The organism is Agrobacterium sp. YIC 4121, from assembly GCF_002008205.1.
Lineage (GTDB): Bacteria > Pseudomonadota > Alphaproteobacteria > Rhizobiales > Rhizobiaceae > Agrobacterium > Agrobacterium leguminum.
This window is the reverse complement of record NZ_MRDI01000016.1, coordinates 144,964-157,254: the sequence shown is the minus strand read 5'-3', so window position 1 is coordinate 157,254 and position 12,291 is coordinate 144,964. Positions and strand designations below refer to the sequence as shown.

At 59.4% G+C, this 12,291-nt stretch carries 12 protein-coding genes; 10 read left to right on the top strand and 2 right to left on the bottom strand.

What is annotated here, in order from left to right:
* The first annotated feature begins 88 nt into the window (after positions 1-88).
* Complete coding sequence (locus BTE54_RS15365) at positions 89-514, top strand: hypothetical protein (RefSeq protein WP_245316604.1); 426 nt, start codon at positions 89-91, stop codon at positions 512-514.
* A gap of 635 nt (positions 515-1,149) precedes the next feature.
* Here the strand turns inward: BTE54_RS15365 and fnrN are convergent.
* Complete coding sequence (fnrN, locus tag BTE54_RS15360; protein WP_004441967.1) at positions 1,150-1,875, bottom strand: transcriptional regulator FnrN; 726 nt, start codon at positions 1,873-1,875, stop codon at positions 1,150-1,152.
* Positions 1,876-2,088: 213 nt separating this feature from the next.
* On the opposite strand from fnrN, the gene hemN reads away from it, so the two are divergent.
* From hemN to BTE54_RS15320, 8 genes are all read left to right on the top strand, one after another.
* The gene (gene hemN / locus BTE54_RS15355; protein ID WP_078053027.1) at positions 2,089-3,438 is read left to right on the top strand and encodes an oxygen-independent coproporphyrinogen III oxidase; all 1,350 of its coding nucleotides are present in this window, start codon (positions 2,089-2,091) and stop codon (positions 3,436-3,438) included.
* A gap of 114 nt (positions 3,439-3,552) precedes the next feature.
* A complete protein-coding gene (locus tag BTE54_RS15350) occupies positions 3,553-3,837 on the top strand; it encodes an acyl carrier protein (RefSeq protein ID WP_003495848.1) in 285 nt (94 codons plus the stop codon).
* An 88-nt stretch (positions 3,838-3,925) separates the two neighbouring features.
* Positions 3,926-4,405, top strand: coding sequence for a 3-hydroxyacyl-ACP dehydratase FabZ family protein (locus BTE54_RS15345; RefSeq protein WP_078053026.1), 480 nt, complete (start codon positions 3,926-3,928; stop codon positions 4,403-4,405).
* Between the two features lie 209 nt (positions 4,406-4,614).
* On the top strand, positions 4,615-5,811 hold the full coding sequence (locus tag BTE54_RS15340; protein ID WP_078053025.1) for a beta-ketoacyl-ACP synthase: 1,197 nt from the start codon (positions 4,615-4,617) through the stop codon (positions 5,809-5,811).
* A gap of 11 nt (positions 5,812-5,822) precedes the next feature.
* Positions 5,823-7,106: a beta-ketoacyl-ACP synthase gene (locus tag BTE54_RS15335; protein ID WP_059758707.1), complete on the top strand. Its 1,284-nt coding sequence runs from the start codon at positions 5,823-5,825 to the stop codon at positions 7,104-7,106.
* A gap of 145 nt (positions 7,107-7,251) precedes the next feature.
* Positions 7,252-8,280 (top strand): zinc-binding dehydrogenase, encoded by a 1,029-nt coding sequence (locus tag BTE54_RS15330; RefSeq protein WP_059758710.1) that lies wholly within the window; start codon positions 7,252-7,254, stop codon positions 8,278-8,280.
* Positions 8,277-9,215, top strand: coding sequence for a lipid A biosynthesis lauroyl acyltransferase (locus tag BTE54_RS15325; protein WP_078053024.1), 939 nt, complete (start codon positions 8,277-8,279; stop codon positions 9,213-9,215). The genes BTE54_RS15330 and BTE54_RS15325 overlap by 4 nt, the downstream gene beginning before the upstream one ends.
* Positions 9,216-9,494: 279 nt before the next feature.
* Complete coding sequence (locus BTE54_RS15320) at positions 9,495-10,190, top strand: hypothetical protein (protein ID WP_035240634.1); 696 nt, start codon at positions 9,495-9,497, stop codon at positions 10,188-10,190.
* A 31-nt stretch (positions 10,191-10,221) separates the two neighbouring features.
* Here BTE54_RS15320 and BTE54_RS15315 read toward each other — a convergent pair whose 3' ends face one another.
* Complete coding sequence (locus tag BTE54_RS15315) at positions 10,222-11,025, bottom strand: TSUP family transporter (protein WP_078053023.1); 804 nt, start codon at positions 11,023-11,025, stop codon at positions 10,222-10,224.
* A 183-nt stretch (positions 11,026-11,208) separates the two neighbouring features.
* On the opposite strand from BTE54_RS15315, the gene BTE54_RS15310 reads away from it, so the two are divergent.
* Positions 11,209-12,168: a nucleoside hydrolase gene (locus tag BTE54_RS15310; protein ID WP_078053022.1), complete on the top strand. Its 960-nt coding sequence runs from the start codon at positions 11,209-11,211 to the stop codon at positions 12,166-12,168.
* Positions 12,169-12,291 lie beyond the last annotated feature (123 nt).

Here is a 12,291-nt window from a genome sequence, read left to right as displayed (position 1 = left end):
CAAGTTCCACCAGCAAGGGGAGGCCGCAAAGGGCCGAACCGCGGTCGAATTCGATATCGGCAGATAACCTTACAGGCGGAACATGACGATGGGCAAGCAGATGGGCACATTCGGAACATATGCGGAAAATGCCGCGAGAATCGCTGTGCTTTCGCTCTCCGGCGCCATGCTCGTCACCACGCTTGCTGCCTGCAAGACCCCGGAGCCGATCGTGGCACCTGCCCATATGCGCCGCCCGACGACCGAAATCGTTGGTCCGCGCCCCGTCAGCGACACCGCGGTGAGCCAGAAGCGCGACACCGGCACCTATCCGACCTTTTCCCAGCCGCTGACGGCCGCAGGCAGCCAGATGGGCGATGACGAGGCCTCCAAGATGGAAACAAATCTTTCGCGTCTGGGTGCTGCACGGCGCAATGGCCAGATTTCGGAAGCCGAATACAATCGCAAGGTGGCCGAGCTGCGGGCGCTTGCCGAAAACCAGAAGCCGGTCGCGACGCCTGCCGCCTCGCAATAAATCCAAATCAATACATGCTATGGCCATCGCCTATGGCAGCTTTGGCACCATATTTTGCGAAACCGGTTTTGATCGAAATGCGCAATCCAAAAGTGCTTTTAGTTTTTGTAGTTTTGTTGGGCTTTCTGCCTCTTGTCCTGCGCTTATTCGAGGTGAGGCCGTCGATGTACCTAGGTATATCGATCTTTGTTCTGAATATTTTAGTCTGCTTGTGTGGTGCGGCCACGCGATATCGTTTGGGGTGGCTGAGTTACGGGGTCGCCTGCGTATTCGCTTTTGTGCTGTCTGGCACGTCTAGCCCTCTCTCCCTTGTCCTGTTGTTGCTTGCATCGAAAGTCTGATTTGTTTTGATGGCTCTGTCTTGCGGGATGAGCGGCAATCATAACCCCTTTTTTACCCTGCCTCTGAACCATCCGCTTACCCAAGATGTTAAGCGGATGGATGCGGTTTGCCGCTTATGATGCAGCCATAACAAACAGGCCGCTGGAAAAGCGGGGCACGGGGTGAAATATCATGAAATGCATCGCCGCTCTGCTGGTTCTTGCCAGTTTTGCGCTCGCACCCGCTCAGGCGCGGGCGCCACACATCAATTTTGGTGCTCCCGCACTTGAAGGGCGGTAACAGGGCAGATTTCGTCAGTCGTTGCCGGCGGCTTCGCTGAGGGCGTCGAGGTCCGGCACCGTGATATGGCGGTTGTTCTCGATGCGGATAATGCCTTCCTTGCGCAGCTTTGTCATTTGCCGGCTAACTGTCTCGATGGTGAGACCGAGGAAATCCGCGATGTCGGCGCGTGAAAGCGGCAGGTCAAAGCAGGATTTGTCGTCGTTTTCCGGGTCGATATGGGTGGCGATCATATAAAGGAAGCTGGCAACCTTTTCCTGCGCCGATTTGCGCCCCAGCGTCAGCATCCAGTCGCGCGCCTCGTCCAGTTCCTTCAGGGACTGGCTGTGGAGCTTGCGTTCCATATCGGGCACTTCGGAAACCATCCGGTCGACGACGCGGCGCGGGAAGAGACAAATTTCCACATCGGTTGCGGCTTCCGCCGTCATCTTGCTTTCCGCCATGAAGGGGCGGCCGAGAAAGTCCGGTGCGAATTGCAGGCCGACGATCTGCTGGCGGCCGTCCGACATCATTTTCGACAGCTTCACCACGCCGTTCAGGATATTGCCGTAGGAGGTGACGAGTTCGCCCTGGCCAAGAAGCTCGTTGCCCGCTTCCAGTTTCTTGCGGCTGGAATGGCGATTGAGGTCACAGAGCTGCTGCGGCGTCAGCGTGCTGCAAAGACCGCCGTGACGCGCCTCGCAGGAGCGGCAAACAACGGGTTCTTCCGAATTGTGGATGGTCTTCTGCAGCGTGTCCATAAGCCTTTTCCAATGCTGGCTTTTTCGGGACGATTACGACCGTGGGTGTCAAATCCGGTCTCATGCAAGGCTTTCGCCACGTAGCCGTCGCCCCTGCGTCTACTTTAGCAAGAACTTACGGTGCAATTTGATTGAAGTCAAAGTTGCAAACTGTCGCAGCCGTTACTGAAAGAGAGGAAATCGACATTTTCTTGATAAAAGGCAAATCGGGCGATGAATACCGAACTTCTTCACAAATATTCGGGTGCAGTGCCGCGCTACACGAGCTATCCGACCGCGCCGCATTTCCACGAGGGAATCGATAATGGCACCTATCGCCGCTGGCTCGGCGCGCTCGGTCACAGGAATCGCCTCTCGCTTTATCTGCATATTCCCTATTGCGACCGGCTGTGCTGGTTCTGCGCCTGTCACACCAAGCACACGCTGAAATACGAGCCGATTGCCGTTTATCTTGAAGCACTTAAGCAGGAGATCGAAGCCGTCGGCGCGCTTGTTTCGCCGGATGCGGTGGTGAGTGCCGTGCATTTCGGCGGCGGCTCGCCCACCATGTTGAAGCCAGAGGACATGCAGAGCCTGATGGACTGTCTGCGGCGTCATTTCACCTTCGGCCTCGCACCCGAGATCAGCGTCGAGATGGACCCCAACGATCTGGATGACAGCCGCTACGATGCGCTTGCCGCCATCGGCATGTCGCGGGCGAGCCTCGGGGTTCAGGACTTCGATGACAAAGTGCAAAAAACCATCAACCGCATCCAGTCCTTCGAACAGACGAAATCCGTGGTGGATGCGGTGCGGGCGAGGGGCGTTCATTCGGTCAATTGCGACATTCTTTATGGGTTGCCGTTCCAGACCTGCGGGACATTGGAAAAGACGGTGAACCAGATCGTGTCGCTCGACCCCGATCGCATCGCGCTTTTCGGTTATGCGCATGTTCCGTGGATGAAAAAACACCAGTCGCTGATCCCGGAGCATGCCCTGCCGGATATTGCCGAACGCTACCGCCAGATGACGATGGCGGCGGAGATGCTGAAACAGGCGGGTTACGAGGCCATCGGCATCGATCACTTCGCCAAGCCGACCGATACATTATGCCAGGCCGCCGAAGCGGGCGCCCTGCGGCGGAATTTTCAGGGATATACGACCGACACGGCCGATGCGCTGATCGGGCTTGGCGCATCATCCATCGGCAGGCTGCCGCAGGGTTATGTGCAGAACATGGTGGCGACGGGGGAATATCAGCGGATGGTGGGCGAGGGCGGTCTTGCCGCCGTCAAGGGCATAGAGTTGTCGCAGGACGATCATCTGCGCTCGCATGTCATCGAAAGGCTGATGTGCGATTTCGCTATCGATCTTTCGCAGTTGCAGCACCGTTTCGGCGAGGTCAGCCACTCCGTGAGAGCCCAGGCGCAGCGTTTTGCGGCAAGCGACAAGGATGGCGTAGTGCGGATGGACGCCGATATTTTTGCGGTGACGGAGGCTGGAAAGCCCTTCGTGCGTAATATCGCGGCAATCTTCGACGCCTATCTCGGCAATGGACGCGGCCGCCATTCGGTTGCTGTTTAGGCAACAGTTTTGGGGCAAATTTCAAAGTTACGTCACGAAACCATTGGCTTTTTTGTGCGACTTGCCTATGTGGTGCGTCAGACAGGATAATTCATACGAACGACAATAAGGATTATGGGCGTGACAGCTACATTCGACAAGGTTGCCGACATTATCGCCGAAACCAGCGAAATCGACCGCGAAACCATTACGCCGGAGAGCCACACGATCGACGATCTGGGCATCGACAGCCTCGACTTTCTTGATATCGTTTTCGCGATCGACAAGGAATTCGGCATCAAGATTCCGCTCGAGCAGTGGACGCAGGAAGTCAACGAAGGCAAGGTTTCCACCGAAGAATATTTCGTGCTGAAGAACCTTTGCGCCAAGATCGACGAATTGCGCGCAGCCAAGGGCTGATCTGACAGTGCCCGCTTCAGGCGGGCATTTTCTTTTGATGCCGCCTGCGGGCAAACTATGACTAACCGACCAGAGACGGGCCGGACGGATGCTGCTTGAATATTTTCAGATGATCGACAAGGTCGAGGCCGTGGACATGACGACGCGCACGTTGAAGGCGCAGTCTGTCGTTCCCGACAAAAGCCCGGTTTTCGAAGGCCACTTTCCCGGCATGCCGCTGGTTCCGGGCGTGCTTCTGATCGAGACCATGGCGCAGGCTTCCGGCATGATGGTTCTGGCGTTTTCCGATTTCGCCTCCATGCCGTTCCTGATGTCGGTCGACGGCGCCAAGATGCGGACCTTCGTGGAGCCGGGCGCGGTTCTCGACATCGAGGCGGTGCTGGAGCATGACGGTTCCGGCTTTGCAGTTACCAAGGCGAAGATCACCTCGGATGGCAAGAAGGTCTGCGACGCGCAGCTTAAACTCAGGACCATGCCCTTCAGCGAAATCCGGCTTGGGCCTATCGTCAAGAAGCGGGCCGAGGAAGTCGGCCTGATGGCGGCGATTGCCGCGGATGCGCAGAAATAAGCGTTTCCGTCCGTTTCGAAGGAGAGCGTTTTTCCCGCCGGCTCGGTTTTTGAGCACGAAAATCGTGGGCTCGCGACGGCGGATCAGGCCTTCACCATTGCCAATCCGCATCGCGCGCTTTATTCCGCAACGCATGAAGTGGTTGTTCGCGACCGCTGTTGGATAGCCGTGACCGTTTCGACGGGGCCGGCTGCAAAGGATGACAGACGATGAAATCTGACAATGATGTGGTGATAACAGGGGTCGGCATCGTGACCTGTCACGGCGTCGGCAGCCAGGCGCATGTGGCGCTTCTTTCGGGAACCGCCGTGCCGGAGCCGGTGGTCGAGACCGAAAAGTTCAAGCCCTATCCGGTCCATCCCATGCCGGAGATCGACTGGTCCGCGCAGATCGCCAAGCGCGGCGACCAGCGCCAGATGGAAAACTGGCAGCGTCTCGGCGTTTTCGCCGCCGGTCTGGCGCTCGACGATGCTGGGCTGAAGGAAGATGCCGAAGCCTGCGCCACCATGGACATGATCGTTGCCGCCGGCGGCGGTGAGCGCGACATCAATGTCGATACGCTGATCGTCGACGAGGCGCTGAAGCGTAATGACCGCGAAAAGCTGCTCAATGAGAAGCTGACGACGGAGCTGCGCCCGACGCTGTTTCTCGCCCAGCTTTCCAACCTGATGGCCGGCAATATTTCTATCGTGCACAAGGTTACCGGGTCTTCCCGCACCTTTATGGGCGAGGAAGCGGCCGGCATTTCCGCCGTCGAAACCGCGTTCCACCGCATCCGCTCCGGCGAATCGAGCCACGCGCTGGTGGGCGGCGCCTTCTCGGCGGAACGTCCCGACATGATCCTGCTGTTTGAGGCCATCGGCGCGCATGCGCAGGGCGGCTGGCAGCCGCTGTGGTCGCGTCAAGGTCAGGAAGGCGGCGGCATGGTTTCCGGTTCGCTCGGCGCGTTCCTGGTGCTGGAATCGCGCAAGCACGCCAGCGAGCGCGGCGCACGCATTTATGCCCGCATCGACGCCATCGAGGGCGACCGCGGCAGCCGTGACGAAGGCAAGATGGAAAAGCGCATGGAGCGGTTGCTTGCTCCCGCCAAGGACAGTGCGGCGACCGTCGTGTTTTCCGGCGCGAGCGGTTATGACGGCGTAACGGCCCGCGAGAAGGATATTCTCGAAAGGGCCCTGCCGAATGCCGTCATTCGCGGTTTTGGCGGTGTCACCGGTCATGGGCTGGAAGCACAGTTTCCGCTCGGGCTGGCGCTTGCCGCGCTGACGCTTGAAAGCGGCGCGAAGGTGCCTGCCTTCGATGCGGCTGAGGAAAAGCCCATGGGCGAGGCGGCCAGCGAAGCCGTCGTCACCACCGTCGGCCATGTGCGCGGCGAAGGTGTCGCCGTTCTGTCCCGCGACGTTTGAGGAGAAAGACCATGACTTCCAATTTCAGGGATCATCTCGGTCGTCCCATCGTCGCCGTCACCGGCATGGGCATCATCACCTCGCTCGGGCAGGGGCTTGCCGATAACTGGGCGGCGCTGACATCGGGCAAATCGGGCATCCACAAGATCACCCGTTTCCCGACCGAGGGGCTTTCGACCCGCATCAGCGGTACGGTGGATTTCATCGATATCCCGGTTCCGAATTCGGTCGAGCGTTCCTATGCCTTCGCGCGCGAAACCACCATCGAGGCACTGGCGCAGGCCGGTATCTCCGGCGATTTCGACGGCCCGCTATTTCTCGCGGCGCCGCCTATCGAGCCGGAATGGAGCGCCCGTTTCGAGCTTGCCGACCGGTCTCCGCCGGCCGCCCAGCCGGGTGACGCCTATGAACGGTTCTTGACGGCCTTCCGCCAGCGTCCCGACCCGGCATTCCAGGAAGCCGCCCTGTTCGGCGCAATTTCCGAGCGTCTTTCCGACCGTTTCGGCACACGCGGCCTGCCGGTCACGTTGTCTACGGCCTGTGCATCCGGCGCGACCGCGATCCAGCTCGGCGTCGAGGCAATCCGCCAGGGCCGCACCGAGCGGGCGCTGACGGTCGCCACCGACGGTTCGGTCAGCGCCGAGGCGCTGATCCGCTTCTCGCTTCTCTCCGCGCTTTCCACCCAGAACGATCCGCCGGAAAAGGCCTCCAAGCCGTTCAGCAAGGACCGCGACGGTTTCGTGATCGCCGAGGGTGCTGCGACGCTGGTGCTGGAATCGCTGGAAGCCGCCGTTGCACGCGGCGCGAAGGTTCTCGGCATCATCAAGGGTGCGGGCGAAAAGGCCGATAGCTTCCACCGCACGCGCTCTTCGCCCGATGGCGGCCCGGCGATTGCGACGATCCGCGCGGCACTGGCCGATGCGGGCGTGGCCGAAAGCGATATCGGTTACATCAACGCCCACGGCACTTCGACGCCTGAGAACGACAAGATGGAATATGGCTCCATGCTCGCCGTCTTCGGCGAGGGCCTGAAGAATATTCCGCTGTCGTCCAACAAGTCGATGATCGGCCATACGCTCACCGCCGCCGGCGCCGTGGAAGCGGTGTTCTCGCTGCAGACCATGCTGACCGGCACGCTGCCGCCGACGATCAACTACAACAATCCCGATCCGACCATCACGCTCGATGTGGTGCCGAATGTGAAGCGGGATGCTCAGGTGAGTGCGGTTCTGTCCAACTCCTTCGGGTTCGGCGGGCAGAATGCAAGCCTTGTCATGACGCGGGAACCGGCTTAACCGGTTTCGCCATCAACAGGAGCGTTTCCCGGGCAACTGCGGAAACGCTCTCGCTTCTTTGATTACGCATTCCGGCCGCAAAACGGTTACAGAGTTTTGCTGGAATCGCACTAGAGATTAACGCCTTCGGGCGAAGGACTGATATATGCGCGCTCTTCAACTCGTGGACGACCGGAAGCTCGAAAAAGTGGACCTGCCCGAACCGGATGCCCCGGCGCCGGGCGAGGTGACGCTGCGCGTCAAGGCGGTTGCGCTCAACCACATCGATGTATGGGGCTGGCGCGGCATGGCTTTCGCCAAGCGCAAGATGCCGCTCACCATCGGTGCCGAGGCTTCGGGTGTGGTCGAAGCCATCGGTCCGGGCGTTTCGAATGTGCTGCCCGGCCAGCTCGTGTCGATCTACGGTGCGCGCACCTGCGGGCTGTGCAAGCCGTGTCGCGAAGGCCGTGACAATCTGTGCGAACATGTGCAGGGTGTGCACGGTTTCCACCTTGACGGTTTCGCGCAGGAAAAGATCAATATTCCCGCCCGCCAGCTGGTGCCCGCGCCGCATGGCGTCGATGCCGTTGCAGCGGCTCTCGCACCGGTGACCTTCGGCACCGTCGAGCACATGCTGTTCGACAATGCCAAGCTGGAGTCCGGCGAAACCATCCTCATCCATGCCGGCGGTTCCGGCATCGGCACGGCGGCGATCCAGCTTGCCAAGAAGATGGGCTGCACCGTCATCACCACTGTCGGTTCCGACGACAAGATCGAACGGGCGAAGGCGCTGGGCGCCGATCACGTCATCAACTACCGGACTGACCGTTTCGAAGGCGTCGTGCGCAAGCTGACGAAAAAGAAGGGTGTCGACGTGGTGTTCGAACATGTCGGCAAGGACACCTGGGCGGGTTCGATGTTCTCGCTGAAGCGCGGCGGCCGTCTCGTCACCTGCGGTTCGACGTCGGGCGTCTCCACCGATATCAACCTGATGATGCTGTTCCAGCAGCAGCTGAAACTGCTCGGCTCGTTCGGCTGCCGCATGGAAAACATGGCCAACGCCATGCAGAAGATGGCGCGCGGCATCGTTCATCCCGTCATCGACACCGAAGTGACCTTCGACGATATCGACCGGGCGCTGGAGCGCATGGAGACACGCCAGGTATTCGGCAAAATCGTGCTGCGGATGGACTGAGCATCTTGAAGCTTTTCCTGACACGGATTGTCCTGAAACTGGACCACTTCCGGCAGTGGCTGATTGCGACATTCGCCTTCGGCCTTCTCAACCTGCTGAAGCTCTTTCCCGCTGATGCGGGCATTCGCGCCGCCGACCGGCTGGCGCGCTGGGTGGGGCCGAAAACCGGCCGCCACAAGCTGATGCTCCATAATCTGGCGCGCGCTTTTCCGGAGAAATCCGAAGATGAGCGGCTTGAGATCGCCATGGATAGCTGGGCCAATATGGGCCGGCTTGCGGCGGAATACGTGTTTCTCGACCGGCTGTTCGATTTCGATCCGGAAAAGAACGAAACGGGCCGCATCGAGGTCGAGGGCATTCCGACCTTCCTCGAGCTGCGCGACAATCCGCGACCCTTCATCGTCTTTACCGCCCATAGCGGCAATTTCGAATTGCTGCCGGTGGCCGGCTCGGCTTTCGGTCTCGATGTAACGGTGCTGTTCCGTCCACCGAACAATCCTTTCGTGGCCGACAAGGTGTTCAACTTCCGCAAGGAGCGCATGGGCAATCTTGTGCCGTCGCACGCCGGCTCCTCTTTCGCGCTGGCGCGGCAGCTGGAAAAGGGCGGCGGTGTCGGCGTGCTCGTCGACCAGAAGTTCGGCAAGGGGCTGACGACAAAGTTCTTCGGCCTTGAAGTCCGCACCAACCCGCTGCTTGCCAAGCTGGTGCGGCAGTTCAACTGCGATGTCTATCCGGCCCGTTGCGTTCGTCTTCCCGACAATCGCTACAGGTTGGAAATAGAGCCCAAGGTTGAAATTCCGCGCGATGAGAAGGGTAATGTCGACATTCAGGCGACGGCGCAGCTTCTGAACGACAAGGTGGAAAGCTGGGTGCGCGAATACCCCGGACAATGGCTGTGGTATCACGACCGATGGGACGTGAAGCACCAGATTTAAGGTGATGCCGTGCGGCCCGATCCTCGGCGATTTTTACGAAATTCGGCCGTAGAATGATGTGTTCCGATGTTTTTTCCATATTAATGGAACCTCATTTTTCGTTCATGGATTATCGAAATTGAAAAATTGGCGGCTGCTGTGATATTTTGGACAACAATCCTCGCAGCGTTCCTGCGTTTCGTTACGTCATTTTTAAGCGCAAAGACGCTATAATCAGGGGGCAAAGGGTTAATTCGTTCGCATTGGGAACCGGGTTATGCCCGTTCAGGGAGAGTTGGGTTGAAAGATTTGATTGAGTTGTTCTGGCTGCGTTATACGGAACTGCAATCTGCCGTTGGTAAGAACGAAGCCGACAAGATCGCAGTGCTGGAGCGTGAACTGGAGCAGCTTCTCGAGCGGGTCGTCGGACGCAAGACAGAAAATTCCGAAGATATTCGCGAGCAGTTCCGTTTCGCCATCGACCTCCTCAACCACGAGGCGGAGGATCTGGGCTGCGTGCAGCGCAACTCCGAGCTTCTGCGGACACTCGTTGATCGTTATGTCGGGATGCCTTCGAAGGCCAAAGTCGTTGGTGACGAGGACGAGGACACGCTGGAGTGGCATCATCGCCACCTGATCCTCGATGAAGACATGCTGAACGATCTGGACGATCCCGTCGTGATCGTTACGCCCGGCTACCGCGTTTCGTTCGCCAATTCTCTTGACGCATTTCAGCGCAATGCGCCGGAAGGGCTTGTGGGTTGCCATATTGCGGAGCTGGTTGGCGTCCACCGTTTCCAGAACGACCTCAGGGACAAGCTCGACAATTGTTTCAAGGGCGATACGTCGAAGTATACCTACGCGGAAGACCAGAACGGCCGCACGATCGTGAAATCGTTGGAAATGTCGCCGTGTTATTCATCTGCCTACAAACTTGTTGGCGCGATGGTCGTCATCCGTGAAATCGAGGATCGCAGACGCCGCGCCACGGCGTGACGTTACACGTCCGTCTCTGACGACCATCCTTTTACGTCGGGAATATCGTTTCCCATATCGTCGCGATGGACCACGCGGACGAAGCGTCAATAAGAAGCTTCGTCGCCATGGCCAGGCAGGAAATCACCAGCAGAGGGCGGATGATCTTCGCGCCGTTCTTCATGGCGAAGCGGGAGCCGATCTGTGCGCCGATGAACTGGCCGACGCCCATGGCGAGGCCGAGCTTCCACAAAACCGCACCACCTATCGCAAACACAACGAAACCGCCGAAGTTCGAGCCGAGGTTCAGAAGCTTGGTGTGGGCGGTTGCTTTCAACATGCCGAAACCGGCAAGCGCCACGAAGGCGAGCATGTAGAAGGAACCCGCGCCGGGGCCGAAAACACCGTCGTAGAAGCCCACCAGCGGCGCGACGGTGAAGCCGAACACGAAGGGTGTGATGCGGCGGTGGCTGTCGATATCGCTGAGCTGCGGCTTGAAGGCGAAATAGATCGCAATCGCGATCAGCAGGAACGGCATGATGGTGCGCAGCACGCTCGAAGGCACGAAGCCGGCGGCGACCGCGCCAAGCCCGCCGCCAAGCATAGCCATGACGGCCATGGGCAATTGTTCCCTCAGATTGACATGGCCGCGCCGGGCATAAGCGATGGTGGCGGAGGCAGAGCCGAATTGCGATTGCAGCTTGTTGGTGCCGAGCGTATCGAGCGGTGCAATGCCCATGATCAGCATCGCCGGAATGGTGATGAGGCCGCCGCCACCGGCAATGGAATCGATAAAGCCGGCAAAGATGGCGACGCAGAAAAGGACGAGAAAAACGTTGAGGGCGATATCTTGCACTGGGGATGTCCGGGCAGCGGCGGGAGAGGGCTTCTTCTTTCACTGAAAAGACCGCCACGCAATATTTTTCTGCATGATATGCCGCCTGCGGGGGGATTGCGGTGTTGCCGCTTATCGTTATGTTTCCGTGGCGCGTCGCCGGCAGAAGCGGATGGCGCTTGAAGACATACGGATGAGGGCATTATGCATAAAGTGATATTCGATACGGATCCCGGTGTAGACGACGCCATGGCGCTTCTGTTCCTGCACCGTCACCCCGATATCGATCTGATCGGCGTCACCACGGTTTTCGGCAACGCTCCCATCGATATCACCACCCGCAATGCGCTCTTCCTCAAGCGGGAATGGCAGATGACAGCGCCGGTCGCAAAAGGCGCGGGCGTGACCTTCGATCCCGCCCGCAAAGAGGGGCATTGGCCGACCTTCATCCACGGCGAAAACGGCCTCGGCGATATCGATATCCCTGAAACCATCGATCTGCCGCTCGATCCGCGGCCCGCGCATCGCTTCATCATCGAAACGGTCAAGGCCAATCCAGGCGAAGTGACGTTGATCGCTGTTGGCCGCATGACCAATCTGGCGCTGGCTTTGCGCGAAGAACCTGACTTCGCCGCTCTGGTGAAGGAAGTGATCGTCATGGGCGGCGCCTTCGACATCAACGGCAATGTCTCGCCGGCGGCCGAGGCCAATATTCATGGCGATCCGGAAGCGGCCGATCTTGTCTTCACTGCGCCGTGGCGCGTGGTCGTCGTCGGTCTCGATGTCACGACAAAAACCGTGATGACGAGCGCCTTCATGGCTGAGATGGCAGAGGCGGGCGGCAAGCCGGTGCAGCTGCTTTCGGACCTGTCGCAATTCTATATCGATTTCTACAAGACCCGCACCGGTGACGGCATGGTGGTGCATGACAGCTGCGCCTGCGTTTATCTCGTCGCGCCGGAACTGTTTACCACCCGCAGCGGCCCGGTGCGTGTCGTCTGCGGCGGGCTTGCCGATGGCCAGACGATCCAGAGGCCGGATGGCCGCGCCTTTCCGCCGGGCGACTGGGACGGGCATCCGAGCCAGCTCATCTGCACGGATATCAAGCCGGAGCGCGTGCTTTCGGTCATCCGCGCGGCAATTGTGAAGGGTGAGCACGGCTGAAGGGCAGGAATGGCCGTTCTTGAGCATGGCTTGCCTTGCATTTTCCAAGAATCTGGCGTTATGCAAGTTCCCTGATCATAGTGCGCGATCCGCCTTGCCGGCGGGGCTGAGAAGGCCGTGCCG